Annotated in this window: 12 protein-coding genes; 1 reads left to right on the forward strand and 11 read right to left on the reverse strand. The window is 45.4% G+C overall.

Translation table 11 applies throughout. The features are described 5' to 3' along the window. Positions 1–282 precede the first annotated feature (282 nt). Positions 283–2,007: a cellulase family glycosylhydrolase gene (locus MKY28_RS12535; protein ID WP_340936086.1), complete on the forward strand. Its 1,725-nt coding sequence runs from the start codon at positions 283–285 to the stop codon at positions 2,005–2,007. Between the two features lie 132 nt (positions 2,008–2,139). Here the strand turns inward: MKY28_RS12535 and MKY28_RS12540 are convergent, their stop codons facing one another. From MKY28_RS12540 to treR, 11 genes are all read right to left on the reverse strand, one after another. Then, the gene (locus MKY28_RS12540; RefSeq protein ID WP_340936087.1) at positions 2,140–2,535 is read right to left on the reverse strand and encodes a hypothetical protein; all 396 of its coding nucleotides are present in this window, start codon (positions 2,533–2,535) and stop codon (positions 2,140–2,142) included. Between the two features lie 414 nt (positions 2,536–2,949). Next, complete coding sequence (locus MKY28_RS12545; RefSeq protein WP_340936088.1) at positions 2,950–4,932, reverse strand: sucrose-specific PTS transporter subunit IIBC; 1,983 nt, start codon at positions 4,930–4,932, stop codon at positions 2,950–2,952. Positions 4,933–4,958: 26 nt separating this feature from the next. Continuing rightward, entirely contained in the window at positions 4,959–6,434 is a 1,476-nt protein-coding gene (locus tag MKY28_RS12550; RefSeq protein WP_340936089.1) for a glycoside hydrolase family 32 protein, read from the reverse strand. Positions 6,435–6,581: 147 nt separating this feature from the next. Continuing rightward, positions 6,582–7,565 carry a LacI family DNA-binding transcriptional regulator gene (locus MKY28_RS12555; protein WP_036670711.1) on the reverse strand — a complete coding sequence of 328 codons (984 nt, stop codon included), beginning with the start codon at positions 7,563–7,565 and terminating at the stop codon, positions 6,582–6,584. A 245-nt stretch (positions 7,566–7,810) separates the two neighbouring features. Then, positions 7,811–9,484: a ribonuclease J gene (locus MKY28_RS12560; RefSeq protein WP_127545704.1), complete on the reverse strand. Its 1,674-nt coding sequence runs from the start codon at positions 9,482–9,484 to the stop codon at positions 7,811–7,813. Between the two features lie 156 nt (positions 9,485–9,640). Next, positions 9,641–10,912, reverse strand: coding sequence for an L-rhamnose isomerase (gene rhaA, locus MKY28_RS12565; RefSeq protein ID WP_340936090.1), 1,272 nt, complete (start codon positions 10,910–10,912; stop codon positions 9,641–9,643). Positions 10,913–10,931: 19 nt separating this feature from the next. Further along, positions 10,932–13,001: a bifunctional aldolase/short-chain dehydrogenase gene (locus MKY28_RS12570; RefSeq protein ID WP_340936091.1), complete on the reverse strand. Its 2,070-nt coding sequence runs from the start codon at positions 12,999–13,001 to the stop codon at positions 10,932–10,934. A gap of 179 nt (positions 13,002–13,180) precedes the next feature. After that, the gene (locus tag MKY28_RS12575) at positions 13,181–14,113 is read right to left on the reverse strand and encodes a glycoside hydrolase family 5 protein (RefSeq protein WP_445253569.1); all 933 of its coding nucleotides are present in this window, start codon (positions 14,111–14,113) and stop codon (positions 13,181–13,183) included. Positions 14,114–14,528: 415 nt separating this feature from the next. After that, positions 14,529–16,868, reverse strand: a complete 2,340-nt coding sequence (locus tag MKY28_RS12580; protein WP_340936093.1) for a beta-galactosidase — start codon at positions 16,866–16,868, stop codon at positions 14,529–14,531. Between the two features lie 51 nt (positions 16,869–16,919). After that, the gene (locus tag MKY28_RS12585) at positions 16,920–20,258 is read right to left on the reverse strand and encodes a DUF5107 domain-containing protein (RefSeq protein ID WP_340936094.1); all 3,339 of its coding nucleotides are present in this window, start codon (positions 20,256–20,258) and stop codon (positions 16,920–16,922) included. Between the two features lie 173 nt (positions 20,259–20,431). Continuing rightward, the gene (gene treR / locus MKY28_RS12590) at positions 20,432–21,142 is read right to left on the reverse strand and encodes a trehalose operon repressor (protein WP_340936095.1); all 711 of its coding nucleotides are present in this window, start codon (positions 21,140–21,142) and stop codon (positions 20,432–20,434) included. Positions 21,143–21,174 lie beyond the last annotated feature (32 nt).

Raw genomic sequence — 21,174 nt, forward strand, 5'->3', positions numbered from 1 at the left:
AAAAGCAACCATATGATTTTCATTTCCAATGAAATAAACGCTCACTACGCAATCTATTCATATGACAAAATCACTGATTTTCACATGATTTTTATTCCAATTGTGCAGGTATTGTCCAATATTAAATCATGATATAGTAAATTACGAAAACGCTTTCAGTACATAAATCGGTGGTGATTCCAGCATTAGACAAGTGAACTTTTGTTTGCGTTGAGCTCTATTTCCACCCTGCTTAACCGCTATTCATGTTCAACCATTCTCTATTCGAAGGAGACTATATTAATGAAAAAAAACCGCAAATCAGTCTTATCTCTTACGCTCTTGACTGCCCTGATTCTATCTCTATTCTCCTCGGCTATGGCTTCAGCTGCAACTGACAACAGCGAACAGGCCAATACCTCAGCCGCTCCAAGCAAAATGCAGACCTACGTAAACGCCATGGAGCCTGGCTGGAATCTGGGTAACTCTCTGGACGCCGTTGGTGAAGATGAAACTGCCTGGGGCAACCCACGTATTACGAAGGAACTAATTCAGTCGATCGCAGCTGAAGGCTACAACAGTATCCGTATTCCTGTAACCTGGGAAGCCCACATCGGTGACGCACCCGACTACACAATTGATTCCGCTTACATGAATCGGGTTCAAGAAGTGGTAAACTGGGCCCTTGATGCGGATCTCTACGTCATGATCAATCTTCACCATGATTCCTGGCGCTGGATCAGTTACATGGAGAAAGACCATGACAATGTGCTTGCACGTTACAACGCTGCCTGGACTCAGATTGCGGACAAATTCAAGGATTCATCCGATAAGCTTATGTTTGAAAGTGTTAACGAACCACGTTTCTCCGAAGGCGGCACAACAGATGCAGCGATTGGATACCGCATGCTGGACGAGTTGAATACTTCTTTTCACAAGATCGTAAGAACTTCGGGTGGAAACAACGAGACACGTCCACTTGTGCTTCCAACGATGCATACCTCTTCCGCTCAACCTGATCTGGATGAACTGAATAAGACCATTCAGAAATTGAATGACACCAATATTATTGCAACCGTTCACTACTACGGGTTCTGGCCATTCAGTGTGAACATCGCAGGTTACACCAAGTATAACGAGGAAGTACAGAAGGACGTTACCGACACTTTTGATCGGGTATACAATGCTTTTACAGCGAAAGGCATTCCGGTTATCGTTGGTGAGTATGGCTTGCTTGGTTTTGACCAACACACAGGTGTCATTGAACAAGGCGAAAAGCTGAAATTCTTCGAATTTGTTGGACAATATCTACGTCAAAAACAGATGACAACGATGTTGTGGGATAACGGACAACACTTCGGTCGCACAAGCTTTACTTGGTCTGATCAGGAATTATTTGATACCATGAAAGCCAGCTGGACAGGTCGCTCATCCACAGCCGAAACGGATCTCGTATATCTTAAACAAAATGAAGCCATTCAAGATAAGAAGGTAAAACTCAATCTGAATGGGAACAAATTCAATTCGTTGAAAAATGGCACTACCCCTCTTGTCAGAGGTAAAGACTATACGATCAAAAAAGATGTGCTTACGTTAAAATCCAATCTGTTAACCAAATTGACAACCTCTGGTGATTTGGGCGTAAATGCCACACTCACGGCTGGATTCAATGAAGGTGCTGACTGGAACTTCAATATCATTAAATATGACACACCTAAGTTGAACGATGCAACTGGTACAACCAGTGCATTTGCCATTCCGACTACGTTTAACGGGAACCAACTGGCCACGATGGAAGCAACATATGCAAACGGAGAAAACGCTGGTCCACAGAACTGGACTTCGTTCAAAGAATTCTCCTACACATTTAGCCCAGATTACGAACGTAATGTGATTGAGCTGAAACCTAACTTCTTCAATGAAACCAATGATGGCGAAGTCACGCTTAAGTTCCATTTCTGGAATGGAGATGTGCTGACGTACAAAATCACGAAAAATGGAACCAGCGTTGTTGGCGTAACTTCATAATAGTTATAAGGATTCCCCACTTGATCTATACCTGTGGTAATCACGAAAACGTTCTGTCCAGAGCCATCGGTTCGAACAGAACGTTTTTCCTTTTAATCAGATATTCCTTCCACATCCATTATGAATGACCGTTCACAATAAAAACGAAACATTCCCACTCTGGCTATGAATGACATACGTCGCACCAAGCCCTTTATATACCAGACCAACTGGAGCCTTGTTACTGGAAACGACATAGAGATGTTGCGGATACCAGCTGTGACACAACTGGATATCCTGGCAACACTGAGGCAGATTATTCTCGAACACAAATGCATTGGTGACCATATATTCGGGTCGAGTCTGTTGCATCCCTTCCGTTTCTTGAATATAACGCACAGGAAATGCTCCAAGGGTTTGAAGTTGCTCCCGTTCCTCTTCACTGTGTACAAGCACAACGAAGGCTAGTCCCTTTTTCAGTAATAAATCTACAAAATTCATCCCCGCTACACTGTGTCCTGCTGATACAACAATCATTGCTTCATCCATTGCTGTCTACCTCGCCTTCACATCAGATCCTGCATATATCATCTCAAGTACGTTATGTGCGAATCATAGTCCTCTGTCTGCCTTTCCGCAATTGAACCGTATCCGATTCAGAACCTTCCTGATTGATTCCAGACCATATTCCTCTTTATATCCTGTCTAATCTGCCCTTTACGCTCTGGATCTCCTTATATCTCCGTTAATCATAAGCGATTAAAAAAATCTGATTAACCGAGCCTTAATCGAAGATATATCTCTTTTTAATCGCTTACATGCACAGATTCAAAGCAAACATACTTTGGCTAAAAGTAATACAAAAAGACAAAGGAAACCTGATGATACATCAGTTCCTTTGCCTTGTATGATTTGTATTTCTCTACATCCATGTTCCAGTACATTTCTATTTCAAACGATCACTTATTGAGGTTCTTTGAATTTCACTACCAGCACCGTTTCCCCATTGGCTTGCACACGACCGGTTGAGGTTTCTGTAACAGTTGCTATCGTTTCATTCCCGCTCGGAATCAGCACAGGTGTAATCACTGGCAGACCCGCAGCCTGAATGACATCCATGTCAAATTCAATCAACAATTGACCTGCAGTTACACGATCTCCGCTATTCACATGTGCGGTAAAACCGTTTCCTTTTAGTCCAACCGTATTAATTCCGATATGAACCAACATCTGTACACCCGTCTCATGCTCCAGAATCACCGCATGTTTACTCTTGTTCATGACATGTGCGATGACACCATCAAACGGTGCGTACACTTTTCCTTCTGATGGTTCAATGGCAATGCCCTCACCCATGTGTTTTTCCGAGAACGCCGGGTCAGGAACCTGCTCCAGAGCAACGACGGTACCGTTCATTGGCGAAGCGATTTCGAGAAAATCTACCTTAGGACGATTGCTTGTAACGGCTTCGGTAACTGAATTAATACGCGGATTAGATTCCTCTGCTTTAACTTCAGTTGATGTTACTCCACTGTTCTCATGGCTCAGCGACTCCTCTGCAACTGGTTGGTCCTTATAGCCGAAGAACCAGGTAAGTGCAAATGCAATCGCCATGGCAACTACGTTGGACAAGATATACAACGGCAGTTGGCTGTTCAGATAGAGCAGTGTACCGGGAATAACCGTTACAGCCATGCCCGTACCTTGCAGATGGAACAGGGAAGCGATGAAACCACCCACACCACCACCAACCAGTCCCATAATAAATGGTTTCATATAACGCAAGTTAACTCCGAAGATCGCTGGCTCCGTAATGCCCAGAAATGCGGACAAGGAAGAAGGTAATGCGAGTGCTTTGAGTTTCATATTTTTGGTCTTCAGACCGACTGCGAGACAAGCCGCTCCTTGTGCTGCCATGGCACAGGTAATGATGGCGTTGAACGGATTGAATCCCGTTTTCTCCAGTAGCTGAATCTCCAGGAAATTAAAGATGTGATGTACACCGGTAACGACAATAATCTGATGGAAGAATCCAATGATAATACCTGCAATGCCAAACGGAAGATCCAATACGGCAGTTGTTCCATGCAGCACCCACTCTTCTAGGGAATGGAATACGGGACCAATCGCGAATAATCCAAGTGTGATCATAACCGTTAACGTTATAAAAGGAGTCAGAATTAAATCCAGTGCCTCGGGTACCCGTCTTCTTAGTACCTTCTCAAACTTGGCTCCAATCAAACCTACAAAGAACGCAGGCAGAACCGAACCTTGATAACCCACGACAGGTATAAAACCGAACATATGCAGCGGCTGTGCTGATCCATCTGCCACCGCGTAAGCATTGGGTAATGCAGGATTGACCAGCATTAGCCCCAGTACGATACCAAGTACTGGACTTCCGCCAAATACGCGGAATGCGGACCACGCTACAAGTGCAGGTAGAAATGCAAATGCCGTATCCGTCAGGATTTGAGTGAACAACAGGAAATTGGCCGAGATATCATCCGGTGTTGCACCGAATAACGCCAGAATTTCATTCTGGGTAAGTAATCCGCGCAATCCCATGAACAGTCCTGTAGCTACCAGTACGGGAATGATGGGTACAAATACGTCACCAAACGTGCGGATAGCCCGTTGAACAGCATTTCCTTCTTTTTTCCCCTGACTCTTCACATCTTCCTTGGACGTTCCTTCGATGCCCAGCTTCTCAACCTCTTCAAAGATTCGATTCACTGTTCCCGTACCAAAGATAATCTGATATTGACCTGAGTTGAAAAAAGCACCTTTCACCTTCTCGATATTCTCGACCGTTTTCTGATCAATCTTTTCTTTATCTTTCACCATGATGCGAAGACGAGTTGCACAATGTGCAAATGATGCGATATTCTCTTTGCCCCCGATGGCATGAATGACTTCCTGGGCAATCCGTTGATTCTCCGACATGTTATCTCATTCCTCTCACGTAATACTTAATAATGCCATTGAGTTGCTTCAAAATCAGCTTTGCCTCCGCGTGTAAAGAAACGAATGTCCACGCTGTCCCGGCTTGGGAAAATCCGGCTGGTAAAGACCTCTTCCCCATCGTTCACAAAGATCTCGACCGAGGACGAATCTACGAACAGATGGAACTTAATCACGTCCGCAGTAAGTGTGCACTGTCGTACAACGCCATTCTGCTCTGCCAGCTCGGTACCAGACATCGTCCGATCCAAGACAACTTTCTGCTGAATCCGATCATACAGAAGAACCGTTTTTTCAGTTCCATTTGCCCGGAATTCGATGCCTACAACCTCTGCTTCTACATGGCTTATCTCACATATCAGCTCATAGGTAATCCCATTAAAACCAGTGAAAGATCGACTCTCATTGTCAATTGTTGCGCGAATATGTGTGCCTTTATCCCGCTGACGTAATTGGACCATCTCTGCAACCGGTTGTTGAATTAACTTGCCGTCTCTCAGTGACAATTGCCGAGGAATGGTCAGGCAATGAGCCCAGCCACTATCGTCTGTCGGATATTCCAGATCGGGAAGTCCCATCCAACCAACCAGAATACGTCTTCCGTCCGGGCCCTGCATCGTCTGCGGCGCATAGAAGTCGAATCCACGATCCAGTTCCTGAAATTCACCATGATTGAACTCTCTCGTCTGTAGATTGAGCGGCTCACCGATCAGATAACCGGATTGAAAAATATTCTGATAATGATCTCCCGCAGCGTCTAAGCCTTGTGGGGAAAAGACAAGTACACCTTTCCCGTCCATCTCTATATAATCCGGGCACTCCCACATGTAACCAAAGGAGGTTAACTGCGTGCGAATTTCACCAAGAAACTCCCAGTTGTTCAGATCAATGGAGCGATACAGCACTGTACATCCCGTCTCGTCTGTTCTCTGCGCACCAATTACACCATAATAAGTGTCTCCTTGTTGCCACACCTTGGGATCTCTAAAGTGTTCCGTGTATCCGGCTGGCACAGACGAGATCACGGGATCATTCAGTTTGGTTACTGAACCGCTTTCATCCATAACTGCCAGGCATTGATACGGATGTCTGACCCAATCCTCATCTCTGGTATTGCCCGTGTACAGCAAGTGCAGCTTGCCGTCTTTTTCAATTGCGCTACCGGAATAAGCTCCGTGTGAGTCATACCTGACACCCGGTTCGATTCCAATCCCGACATTTTCCCAGTTCACCAGATTCTTCGAGCGGGTATGATACCAGTATTTCATGCCATGTTCTGTCCCAAGTGGAAACCACTGATAGAACAGATGATAATAGCCTTGATAATATGCAAAGCCGTTAGGATCATTAAGCAGACCTGTTATCGGCTGAATGTGATAACTTTGTCTCCAAGGACATACGGATATCTGTGCTTCAAGCTTCGCAATCTCTCCAGGCTCTGCTTGCTCAATTCGTCTGTAGCGTTGCTCTCTAGTCATTTTCATAGCTGTTCTCCATTCAAAATATAGGAACCGGTTCCATTAGGCGCAAAAAAATAATTCCATATGGCACTAATGCCTGCCCGTGTTCGCATATCCGCATTGGATATTCATAATGGAACCGGTTCGATGGAATTATCATAAAGGATGTTTTTATAATTTGTCAACGCTTTCTCGAGGAATTAGTTCTACGTCCAGTGTTGTTCGTTCCTCCACCGACTCGCCTTTGACCAGACGAATAATGTGATTCGCCGCTACTTTGCCCGCCTGCAAATAATGATATTTCACAGTCGTCAGCGTGGGGTGAATCATCTCCGTAATATCATATCCGCCAAATCCCGTAACAGACAAATCTTGCGGTATGCGGATTTTATTGGAGAATGCAATCTTCATCACACCCAGTGCGATATTATCCGTGGCCCCCACAATGATCGTTGGTGTGATTTCTTTCAGAATGGCTTCAGCGGTAACGATGGCTTCCGACATCTTAAAGCTTGTCTCATAATACTTCACTTCACATCCACCACACTCGGCGATTGCTCGCTGGAACCCTTGTTTACGATAGATTCCTACCGCCCGATCCTTCTCGCTAACCCCCATATACACGATCTTGCGATGACCCTGTTCGACGACATATCTGCCCATCTCATAACCTGCTTGGTCATCATTGTGAACCAGACTGTGCAATTGCTCATGCTGCTGCCCTACCAATAACACCGGAATCCGTATATCCTCAACGGCCTTCAGATGTGCTTCGGTCACTTCAGCAGCCAGCAGAATAATACCCGATACCTTCTGTCGTGCAAAATCATAGATAGCATCAATCTCGCGCTGCATGTCCTGACTCGTGTTTGCGATCAGCATCTGATACTGATTACTCCGCAGTTCTTCATCAATTCCGATCAATGTCTGTGATGTTGCAAAAGAATCAAGACGTGGCACAACCGTACCGATGATACTGGTCTTCTTAGCCTTCAGACTCTGTGCAAATGTATTGGGAACATAGTTGTATTGTTTGATAATGCGCTCAATCTTCTGGCGTGTATCCTCACTAACCGATCCGCCATTCAGGAAGCGAGAGACCGTGCTTTTTGCCACACCTGCCATCTGAGCGATATCAGAAATCGTTTTATTCATAAAGACTCCTCTTGTTTCTATTAGCTAGTTTACCTTTTATTATACTTCGAATCGCAAACCCGTGGCGAATTTGATTCAACTCCATTTATCGTACATCTATTGTACATTCCCAATGTAATAGCAAAAGCCCGATGGTAATGTGACGTACATACCGAAGTATGATCCGACATTCATCAGGCTGTTTAGCTTCCATATACATGTTTGCACAGACGATCAGGGCAAGGATAATCCCTATCTCTGTTGACTCAAACCTCAATAATAATAGGCAAGATCATTGGTCTTCTCTTTGTTTGAGCGTAAATATAGTGACCGATCTCGTCTTTCAGCTTTCTTTTGATCACATTCCACTGATTCACCCCAGCCCCGGTCAACTCATCCATCCGGTTTAGAACAAGCTCATGGATCTCATGCATGAATTCTTCCGAATCCTTAACAAATACAAACCCTCGGGAGATAATTTCGGGTGACGTGACCATCTGTTTCTCCGTTTTGCTCAGTGTAGTCACAATCACCAGCATGCCATCGGAGGATAGTTGCCTGCGGTCACGCAGTACAATATTGCCGACATCACCCATGATCAGACCGTCTACGAGACTATTTCCTGATGCAATTTTGGGACCCAGCGAAGCAATACCGTCTTTGTACTGGACCATATCCCCATTATTCACGATAAACACATGATCACGCTCTATACCTACGGATTCAGCAAGCAGTCTGTGTTGATACAACATGCGAAACTCACCGTGGATCGGAATCAGATAATCCGGTTTCATCAGGGTAAGCATCAATTTGAGTTCTTCCTGACTGCCGTGTCCGGATACATGCATCCCAGCAGCACCACTTGAACCATATATCACACGTGCTCCGAGAACATACAGGTTATCAATTACATGTGCAAGATTTCGTTCATTGCCCGGAATGGCTCCGGCAGCAATAATGACCGTGTCCCCGGCGTTAATTCTTACGTGAGGATGTTTACCGGATGCCAAACGTGATAATGCTGCCATCGCTTCTCCCTGGCTGCCGGTACATAATACTACGACTTGTTCTGGTGGAAACTGATCCGAATCGATAGCTTCAATCAACAATCCGTCAGGAACTTGCAAATACCCCAATTCACTGGCCACCGATACCACATTCACCATACTTCTGCCCAACAGTGCCAGTTTGCGGCCCGTCTCGAATGCTGCATTCACAATCTGCTGTACCCTGCTGACATTCGACGCAAAGGTCGAGATGAATACTTTTTGTTTTGCACGGATAAAGGCATCCAGAATGTGATCCCCCACAACACGCTCAGAAGGTGTAAATCCGGGTCTTTCTGCATTGGTACTCTCGGAGAGCAAAATATGGACACCCTGTTTGCCAATCTCGGCCATACGGTGCAGATCTGGGAAGGGTCCATGTACAGGCGACATATCAAATTTGAAATCTCCGGTATGCACAACATTGCCTGCTGGGGTCTGAAAAAAGATACCAAGACAATCCGGTATACTATGACTGGTTGCAAAAAAGGAAACCTCGATCCCTCCCAGCGTAATGCTGGAATGCGCATCGATCGTATGCAGGTCCGCCTTGCGCAGCAGCCCATGCTCTTTCAGTTTAAGTTCGATCAGCCCACGCGTGAGCCTGGATGCATACACCGGGATGTTCATTTGTTTTAACAAATAGGGAATGCCACCGATGTGATCTTCATGTCCATGGGTAACCACAAGACCCCTTACTTTATCCAGGTTCTCCAGCAGATACGTTACATCCGGAATGATCAGATCAATACCAGGCAATGTCTCATCGGGAAACTTCGAACCACAGTCAATCACGATGATGTCCTGATGGTACTGGATGAAGTACATATTCTTCCCTATTTCATTCACGCCGCCAAGTGCAGCGATATACAGTTTGTTATGGGCTAGATTCAACTCTATTAACCTCCTCTGCGTGGCAAACGTATGCAATACGGATCTATATTCCTAGTATGGAAGCAATCGCCTCAGTTATGCATTTCAGCGTGATTATGCCAAAAAACCACCATGGAATTTTCATTCCATAGTGGTTTATACGAAAAATAAATGCGGTTACACCAATGATTTATCACGCTGTAGTAATACGTCTTGTTCATAGGTTTTGATATCGGTGATCCACTTTTCACGGACTGGAACACCTTGCTGAGCACAATAGTAATCCCAGATCGCGCCGAACGGATAGGATTTGAACTCTTCCGTTAAGGCAAGGCGCAACGTGTAATCCCCTTCCAGTTCGGCTTGTTTCAAGGCATCCACTGGTTCGAGCATCGCACGCAGAAGAGCTTTGATCGTGTTGCGAGTTCCCACAACCCATGCAGCTACACGGTTAATGCTTGCATCAAAGAAATCCAGTCCAATATGTGTGGTCCCCAGAAGATCATGTCGAACCAGTTCACGGGCAATTTCCAGCAGCTCATCGTCCATGATTACCACATGGTCACTGTCCCAGCGCATCGGGCGGCTTACATGAAGCAGAATGCCACTTGTAAACAAAGACAAGGACGACAGTTTATTGGAAATAACCTCTGTTGGATGGAAATGACCTGCATCCAGGCAGATTAACGTATCATTTTGCAAACCGTAACCCATATAAAATTCATGAGAACCCACCACATATGCTTCCGAACCCAGACCAAACAGCTTACTCTCTACCGCGTCCAGGTTGTGCTCCGGGTTAAGTGATTCGCCGAATACTTCATCCAGCGATTCTTTGAGACGTTTGCGTGGGGTCAACCGGTCAACCGGATTATCCTTGAATCCGTCCGGTACCCATACATTGGTTACACAAGTCTGACCAAGCTGTTCCCCGAAATAAGCACCAATCCGGCGGGATGCCTTGCAGTGATCAATCCAGAACTTGCGAATTTCAGGATCTGGATGACTGAGCGTGAACCCGTCACTTGATTTTTCATGGGAAAAACATGTTGGGTTGAAGTCCAGACCAAGTCCTTGGTCTTTGGCCCATTTTACCCAGTTCTCATAATGCTTTGGCTCAATCTGATCCAGTTCAACCTGCTCGTCTGTATCCGTGTAAATCGCGTGCAGATTGACCTTATGTTTGCCAGGAATCAGAGCAAAAGCTTGCTCCAGATCGTTACGAAGTTCTGCTGGGGTTGTCGCAGCGCCCGGATATTGACCTGTAACGGAAATACCCCCTGTTAACTCCCCATCTTTATTCAGAAAACCTTTGACGTCGTCGCCTTGCCAGCAGTGTACGGATACTTTGATCTCCGCGAGTTTGTTCAGTACCTCGTCCGTATCAATTCCGTGCTGGGCATACAATGCCTTGGCTGCTTCATACGCTTGCTTGACTTGGTTATCCATCCGCAAGAACCCTCCTATTTTAACGTGTAAATGCTGCCGGTACACCGCCATCAATGGTCATCATACAACCGGTTGTTTTTTCGGATTTCGAAGAAGCAAAGAATGCAATTCCTTCCGCAATATCTCTTGGATAGATATTCACGAGCAATGTCGTCCGTTTGCGATAATACTCTTCCAATTGATCCGGTTCAATTCCATATGCCGCTGCTCGTTCATTTCTCCAGGAACCGTTCCAGATCGCTGAACCCTGTAGAATGGCATCTGGAAGAATCGTGTTGACACGAATGCCATACTCTCCACCTTCTGCTGCAATACAACGTGCCAGATGCGCTTCCAGCGCTTTCGCTGAACTGTAAGCTGAAGCACTCTTACCTGCATACACCGAGTTCTTGGACCCGATAAATACCATGCTTCCCCCAATACCCTGCTGTTTCATCAGCTTGAACGCTTCACGAGCCACGAGGAAATACCCTGTACCCAGAACATTCATGTTCAGGTTCCATTCTTTCAGGGACGTTTCGTCAAATGGGCTGGATGTCGCCAATCCGGCATTGTTCACGATGATATCCACTCCGCCATACTGCACCGCAACATCAGCATACGCAGATTGAACGGCTTCCTCATCGGTGACGTCCATTTTCAGCGCATAAGCACGATTCTCACCGTACTGATCATTGATTTCCTGTGCTACCTTCTGTGCGCCCTCTAGGTTGAGATCAGCAAGCACCACATGTGCGCCTTCAGATACCAATCTGCGTGCTGTTTCACTTCCGATACCACCTGCGCCGCCTGTAATAAACGCCACTTTACGGGAGAATTCGGTTTCTGCTGGAGCCAGGGACAATTTGTACAATTCCAGCGGCCAGTACTCCACATTGTAAGACTCGTTTGCACTAAGTGATACGAATTGGCCCAAGCTAGTAGCCCCACGCATAACGGCAATCGCTCTGTGATACAACGCTCCGCTTACTTGGGAAAGCGCCCAGCTCTTGCCTGTGTTGATCATGCCCACACCTGGAATGAGGATAACGCGTGGTGCCGCTTCGAACATGACATCACCTTCGTTTTTGTTGCTCTCAAAATACTGTTGATACTGCTCTTTGTAGGCAGCCACACCTTCTACCAGCTTGGCTTTTAAACCTTCAATATCTTCCGCATCCGGTGTCCAATCGATGAACAAAGGTACCACTTTGGTATGTACCAGATGATCCGGGCAAGCTGCACCTACCTGTGACAATTCCGGTGAATCTGCTCCGCCCACAAAAGCAAGTACGTCCTCTTGATCGTCAAAGGACAAAATCATTTTTTTGCTATCCGATACCGCTCCACGAATTGTTGGCATTACACGTGATACGATCTGACGACGAACCTCTGCTGCAAGTGCCGGGTGTTTCACACCACCAAACAAACTTCCTTCATCCACCCGTGCTTCGATGAATGCTTCTGCTTCGTTGATAATCTTGATCGTTTGTGCGTAACATTCCTCGGATGTTTCTCCCCAAGTCACAAGTCCGTGTTTTTCCATCAGTACGAGTTCGGCATTGGGATTCGAGAATACGCTTTCAGCAATCATTTTAGATAAGGTGAACCCTGGACGAACGTAAGGTACCCATACAAAACGATCACCGTAGATCTCTCTCGCCAATTCCTTGCCGTTATGCGCACAGCACAAGCTGATAATGGCATCCGGGTGCGTATGATCCACATGTTTATATGGAAGGAATGCATGCAGCAGAGTCTCGATAGAGGCACGTGGGTGCTTGGCATCAATCATGCAATGTACCAGATATTCAACCATCTCTTCATCCGACATGGATTCACGTTCAATTAATGGTCGAATGTCTTCGAGCCCAAGTCCGGTAAAATGTTTCGCTTCCATGGAACCCAGATCAGAGCCGCTTCCCTTCACATACATTACTTCTACATCACGACCACGAAAATCCTTCACTGTCGTTTTGGTAGACGTATTACCACCGTAGATGTTACATACACTGCGATCAGTCCCAATCAGATTGGATCGGTAAACCAACTGCTCAAGTCCTGTTGTTTTCTCAGATGCCTGCGATGCATTCCATAAACTCTGTACCATTTGTTTCCCTCCGATAATGTTTGTTTTATTCCTAATCCGAGTTTAACATCTTTGTTTTATTTTGAAAACAAAATATTTTAAAACCAAACGGAAATATTCAAAAGTCATTATAGATTGAACTATTTTATTAAAAAAACACCCTGACGTAACCGTCAGAGTGTTCCTGTTTCAACGGCAGATTAGAAAATCCCCGCTTTTTGAGAAGTGTTTTTAATTCCATAGGTATCATTCACTACGGTGTTTCCGAAGCTCGTCAAACTTCCGTTCGGACCTGTAGCCATGTCCAGGTAGTTCAGACCAGAACTGTTTCCATACCAGGACCAGGCCAGCCAGCCCACCCCTTTTTCCTGACCATATCTCATGATGGCATACTCGTCCACATCACCGTTTGTGTGATATCCCCCGAATTCACCAATGATCAGAGCCAATCCTTTGTTCAGCACATTCTCCATATTGGCTTTGACCGTTGCAGCATCTTTGCCAGCATACTCATACATATGAATGGAGAAGACGGTATTTTTTTGAGAATCGGCTGCAAATACACTTTGTCCATAATCAACGATGGATTGAGGGAACTGTCCCCATCCGGCTGCATCCACAATTAGCGTATTTTTAATTCCCGCATTTCGGAGTTTCGGAATGGCTTTTTTGTAACCATCAGCCCACGCACTTCCATTCCACGTTCCATACCATTCATTGGCGATATTAACGATGACCCGATCCTCTTTGCCAATCAAAGCTTCCTTAATGCTAATCCAGTAGTTCACTGCCGCATCCAACGAATTATAATCATCTTTCCCTGTGGCGTCATGCACCTCGAGTACAGCTATCATTTTATTTTGGTTAACCACATTAATAATATTTTTAACAGCGTTCAGATCATCTTTGGTGTACAGGCTACCATTCGAAAGAACAATGCGTACCGTATTGGCACCTGTTTTGGCGATTGCAGGGATAGCGGTATTCAGATCATTCTTGAACCAGGAATGTCCGTGATTAACACCTCTCATGACAAAAGCCTTACCTGTGGAATCATACAATTTGTTACCGCTTACATAAAATCCTGTAGCAGCAGATGCTTTGGGGGCTACACTCCCTAATACCATGAACATGAGAGCAGCAATAACCGTGAAGATTGTACACTTTTTCAGATTAACCATTCGTTTGGAACCTCCTGTATTTGTTTTTTTATTTCAATTAACCCTGCTCTAGGCAATAAGTTAACTAAAATCATTGGTAATAGAAGTTTTTTTGTTAGTAAATAAATAACAATTAACTTTATAAAAGTTACGTTATTTAGTTTAAAAAACTTTATCGTTAAGGTTATGAAGTTATAATAAATTGAAAACGCTTACCAGTCAAGATCTTTTTACTATGATTAGGAATCATTTGTTTTTACATAACACAGCAAAAAAAGGTTCTCTCCCCTCACAATCGTTCGGAGAAAGAACCCTCTGTATTATTAACTAAAGTTAACTCTTGTTTAAATCTTGTTTATCTGTTATTTTGTTTAACTCCTGATTTAGACTAAGTGTCTTCTCTAACTCCCGCCAATACCAAACCAACCCGATACTGTGGTCTCACCCGAATTTCATTAAACTTTCCAATCTCCACGCCCTCAAACCGCTCCACATAAGCCTGATTCACATAACTCTCAGTCGTCCCTTTTCGAATTGGGGTTATAGACAGACGAAGCGCGTGATCAGCCAACAAATGACGGGATTGCTTCAAACCAAGCATCCAGCTGTGTCCATAGTGAATATGATCCGTTAACATCTGATGATGAATATGTGCTGTTGCAACGTCTCCTTCATAATCAATCTCAATCCACACGTCATCTACTTGTTCCGGCCACGCTGTGTCCAATCTCAGTGTTGCTGCATACTCTTTCGGATAATCAACCTCTACAGCAGGCTCGTAAGGAGAAACTTGGAATGTATACGTACCGAATATTCCCTGCTTCGACTGGGATGACACAGCATATTTCGAAGCTGAAACATGCTCTGGAGCCGGATAAAAGGATACCTCCATCTCTGGTTGCTCCACAGATGTACATAGGAGCATCTCATTCTGTACATACAGATGACTGCTGCTAATTACAAGCCTTTCTTCTCCGCCCACACGGAAACGGTAGGCATGTAATGCCTCTTCACGGGTTAATGTAATGATACGTATGGCTATACCGTCCGATGTTGTAATCCCCAGATGATGGTCCTTGCCGGCAATCGGATGTATCACAACTTCATTCCCCTGCTCTGATATTGTACCTTCGGGCATCTCCACATTTGTAACAGATGATGCATCAACAACATACTCAGGCGCCATGCCTTCATGGGCATAAAAGACAGCCGTAAGCTCCTGATTTACCATAAATCGGGTCAGTGGCTGAACGGTAGCACTAATGATCTTCATTCCACTCAGATTCATATGGAAAGGCAGAATGGCTGCCATGCCGGATTTCAGTTGCATCGTTCCTTCTCTTGGATATAAAACAGTCCCTTTGCTGGTATGCAGCTCCAATTGTATATCACGATCAGGCATCGCCACATGATCCTGATAATTATTCATGAACAGGAATCCCGAGCCATCTTGTTGGCGAACAGACCAACGCATATCCATCGTGTTCTCCGGTGTTATCGCATGTTGACCATCCGGTACAACACAGCCCATTGGTGCAAGTAACTCACCGTATCCTTCCAGGAACATGGACAAGGTACGAATGCGGTCATACGATTCACCAACACGCCCAAATTCCCCGAGTGGCGATTGGTAATCATACGTCATTTTCGGCAATGCCTGCTCGTTCATATATGAATTTTTTCCTATCGGATTGGTCCCCCCGTGATACATATAATACCCAACCAGATTGCTGCCGTTCGCAAGTTTCACAATGGTCATCGCCTCAACACTGTCCGCATCAACAACCGGACGAGCGTGATAACTGACCTGCATGCCTCCAGCAAGCTCGCAATACGCAGCAGGGTACTCCAGACTGTCATAATCCACTTCTTCCACAGGATTCATATGCAGATCCCGGAATAAATACTCCCGGCTTGGAGGCTGATTGGGAATCCATGGTGTGTACGCATACCCCGCTAGCATAGGCAATGTTCCTTCTTCCGGCACCGCAGCATTGCCCCAGGCCGTGGCAGTATAGAACATCGGCTTCATACCGACTTCTTCGGCAATATGGCGAAGCATCTTCAGATGTTCTCGCCCGTCCCGGCCGGAGGAAATGTATTTTTCGCGGGTATATCCCCAGGCATCCATGGGTGCGCCAGCGTGCATATACTCATTTTCCAACTGTACCCCGATAACAGGGCCACCCTCCTGATAAAAGCAGCCGTTGAGCTGACGGGCAATCTCCCGATATAATCGCTTGGCGTAATACAAATATCCTTCATCGTTCGACCTGACTTCGAATGGATAACTGAATAACCAATCCGGCATTCCACCATTACGCACTTCCCCATGACAGAATGGACCAATTCGTACGATCAGAGGCAGCTCATGTTTGCCACACAGATCCACAAAGTGCCGCAAATTCAGATTTCCTGACCAATTAAATTCGCCTTCCTGCTCCTCGTGAAAATTCCAGAAAACATAGGAAGCGACAATGCTCACCCCGCCTGCCTTCATCTTCAATAATTCTTCTTCCCACTGCAAGTAAGCAAATCTGGAGAAATGAAACTCACCTACCACCGGAATATGTGGTTTAACATTACGAGTCATATAATAGTTGGTAAAATCATACGATTCCCCTCGTGGGCTTTTGCCGCCACTGCCAGTCATGCGACCCGCACGAATCTCTTTATCTTCCGCATCCAATATGAAACGAATCTGGCTACCTGCTATAGTATCATTCATGGATTATATAACTCCTTCGATATAAATGGGATGTGTTGAAACGATTATCAATTATCGATGGATGATTGCCCCTTGATGATTCGGGTTTTTCTCCAATATCCGCTCCAACTCAAGTTTGGCTTCACTTGTCCGCCCCAGCCCCAGAAGACCCAATGCCCGCATATACCTGCAATGTTCTTCATTTCGCTGATTGAGATCGTCGTCAAACACTAGGAAATCGGGCAGAGATACCGCAAAATAATCCATTCGGATGTGATCATGCATATGTCTTTCCGCATAGTCTATGAGTTTGTTAAAGCGTCGGTTTTCTTCCTTCACATTGCCAAGTTTCTGCCAGGCCAGACCCTGATAATAGATGGATTCCGGCGGTTGATCATTATAAAACATCGCGCTTGCCGGTTCATTCAAACCGATGGATGCTTTGTGGAAACTTTCCTCTGCCGCCTGATTACTCTTCAGTTGCTGGTAGGCACAGCCAAGATAAAAGTAAACTGGGTTGTCTCCGGCTCCCTCCAATTTACCTTCACCTAAGTTCTCCGGGTAAACCAAAGCCTTCTTCAACAATTCCATTGCTAGTTCAGGTTGTTGTTTCTCCAGTTTTCGCTTCGCCAGTTCCGTCAGTGCCGTAACATATTGTCCTGTTACCTTGCCTTCTCCACCCTCCCATGGATGAAACCGCCGGGTCTGAAGGGCATTCCATGCTTCTTGATGACTACCTTGCATATTCAATAACGTCACCCACTCGATATAAAGATCATCACGGTGGTGAACCAACTCCATATGTTGTTCCAGCAATTTGACTCGATTCTTGCAGGAATACCCTATCTTCTTGTGCAATTGATCCAACTCGTAGAAAATTCGGGCATCCTGTGAATCCAACCGGAAAGCTTCCTCTAATGATGCCAGTGCAAGATCGGGGCGATTCAGCTTGTTATAATAAGCCAGTCCCAGATTCCGATGTACAGTCGAATATGCAGCATCCACCTCGCGTGAAGTTTCCCAATGGGTAATTGCTTCCTCGTAGCGTTTATGATCATATAACCAATTTCCCAGGTAATAGTGAGCACGCGCATCATTCGAATCCACTGCCAATGCATCCTGAAGCACCATGAATTCAAATAACGTATTAGGAAAACAATAATCCGTTGGAGCAGCTTTTCCCTGCTTTTTACATTCCCGGGCCTGCTCCACATCCCCCAGCTGACGATACGAGTAAGCCTGAGCATAACCAACCATAGGATACGGCTGTGCTTTTTCGGATTCAACATAAGAGAGTACCGTCAGTGCTTCTTCCCACAATCCACAATCCGCGTAGTCTGCGGCTAGATTCAGATAATTATAAACGTCTCCTCGCATCAGACGATGGAAATGCTCACGTGTTTGCCCCGCTTGTTCTCTCTCTGAAGGTGCAGTTGCTCCGCTGTAGGTCAGGACTAATTCATGTGCAGCTCCAAATTCAACCGGGTCCAGTTCCAATGTCTCACGCGCATATTGAATGGCCTGTTTATTTTGACCCAATCTACGTAACAGAGCCACCTTCAGATGGCGAGCCTTATAATTTCTGGTGTTACGAATCAGCGAACGTTCGATGTGATCCAAAGCTTCGATGTACCGATGTTGCCCCGTATCGATCTGAGCAAGCATGTAATAACCTGTATCCTGATACTGTGCAGACCATACGGCTTTATACAGGGCTGCGTAGGCTTCTTCCTGTTTCCCCTGTAATTTCAAACTCAGACCGAGTTGGTAAAACGCTTCACTATCATACGGATTTGTATTTTTCCACGTCAGCGATTGAATGGCCTGTCTGAAATGCTTCTCTGCATCTTGAAACAACCCTCTACGCAGCAACAATGTGCCATACGCTATGTTTAGACGAATATCCGTTGCATCACGCTTCAAACCTTCCAGATAATAAGGTTCCGGTTCATACGTGGCATGCCGATATTGTTCCAAATGAAGACCCGCCAGATATAGTTGTTCATTCGTACGAATCTCGGATGGTAGCGGGAGTGGTGTGGCCGGGTCTGGGACTTCCTGAATCTCAGAAGGTTCAGGTTGATAGGCTACAAGTACTTTTCCTTCCGCAGTTCGAACACTTAACTTCACCTGATGCCATTCATCTTGTCCGCTCCACGGGAATGAAGATTTATATAGTTCCGTAGGTGAGATATTACATCTCTCATGGAGATATACCGTGGTTGATCCTATCACTTCAACGGTCACTTGTTCAAAAACCGACGTCGCATATACCATCACGGTTACCATTCCGGTCGTTTCGTCCATTTCCAGATTAACCGCTGCATCAATCGTTGCATTTTTGACCATACCAATTCCTTTATACGGCATAAAATACTGCGAGAATGATTTCGCTTCATAGGGCTGTAACCACGTAAAATCAGGTTGATTATCGGTATAGATTCCGGTCATTAATTCAATATAAGGTCCATCCTCGTCCGTTAACTGACGATCCCAAGCTTGCCCGAATTCCCCGTTCCCCCAGGTCCATTGCTTCTTGCCCGGAGAAATATGATGATTGGCTACATGCAACAAACCCGCCTGAACCCCGTGGTCATAACCCCCTACAAAATTATAATCCGACTTATACGCCATATAGGATGTTGGAACCGGTATGTTTTTGTATCGCGAGATATCCACACCTTCGGAATAGTCCATCTTGTAATAGGTGCCGGTTGCGATGGGAAAGCGGGATACGTCCCGTTTTCCATGGTCTAGCACAGCCGTTACATCAGGTGGAAACACGGATTGCGTATGATCGTTGACAGCTACAGCCGGGTTGGCCCACCATAGAAAAGTTTGAGGTGCGCTGGTGCGATTGTATACCTCGGCATGGATTTCAAGATAGGCTTTGCCGGGATGTAATGTGAAGCCAGCGGTCATTTTGGTACCATACATGCGGTCAATCTCACCCACCCACACGGTAGCGCTTCCATCTTGATTACTGCCAAATGTATAATCGACTGGACCAAACGTGTTGGGCCGATGATGCTGTGGCCAGTTGAATTCAATTCCTCCGGAAATCCAAGGCCCTGCCAGACCTACAAGTGCGGGTTTAATCACCCGGTTATAATATACAAAATCGTAGTTGTTGGTCCGATCCAGCGCACGATAGATCCGTCCACCCAGTTCGGGCATCATCTCAATACGTACATATTCATTTTCAAGAATAATTAATCGATACGACTTCATTTTGGCCTCATCTTCAATGCTGTCGATCACAGGATGTGGGTATACCTTACCCGAACTTCCCTGGTAGATTCGCTTTTCAAGAAACATCGGATTTTTGTCCGGTTTACCTGTACCATAGGTTGGAATATCTCTGGTTTCTTCCCATATGCGAACATTTGATTTCGCTGTCACGTGATTCAATTCCCTCACTCCTCGGCCTCGTATATATTGTGATCATACGCTCCGACATGCAGGAAGAACATTGACATTAAGCGGTTCTTGATGGACGATCTTCGGATTCCCCCATAACCAAATAGAGCACCTATCCACTCAATAAAGCAGTGAAAGGTACTCTCTAATCGATCTTGATTAACTTATCTGCGACGTGCAAAATCCACAAATCTGAACTTGTCCGGTCGATGCCTCGACTCCGTATACTGAAATTGACTGGCATCCTCCAGGTACACCTGGCTCCTCACCACAACTACATTGTGGAACCCTTCAAGGTCAAGTAGTCCCCTGTCCTCTGCGGTGGGTTCTTCCACCAAAATCTCTTTTTTGGCAAACGAAATCGAAAGCCCCAGCTCTTGCTCAATGTACTGATAGATGGAATCATTACAGATCTCTTTGCTGAGCCCAGGAACAAGCCGCTGGCTAATATAATCTTTGTCCAGTATGACATGCTCTCCATCCACTTTGCGCACACGTCTGATCTCCCAGACCTGTTCATTCAGGCCAAAGTTAATTTTTTTGTGCAACGCCTGATCCACCTGCTGCTCCTCGAAAACCTTCACATACGTTTGAGCACGATGTCCCATTTTTTTGGCCAATTCCTTAAAGCTAACCAGACCTGAGATGGGAAAATCGATCTTGCGTATATCCAGTACAATCGAGCCCTTGCCTTGAATTTTCTGAATATAACCTTCTTCATACAACATTTTCAATGCTTTGCGAATAGTCTCTCGAGACGTTTGATAACTTTCCGATAGATCCAGTTCCGATTGAAGTAACGTCCCTGCCTCAATCTCTCCGGTCCGAATACGATCTGCAATATCTTCATATATCCGGATAAATTTATTATTCATTATTCATCACCATTGTTCATTACCCTTTTTTT

Origin of the sequence: Paenibacillus sp. FSL R5-0473 (genome assembly GCF_038004565.1) — a bacterium.
In the GTDB taxonomy this organism is placed as follows: Bacteria; Bacillota; Bacilli; order Paenibacillales; family Paenibacillaceae; genus Paenibacillus; species Paenibacillus amylolyticus.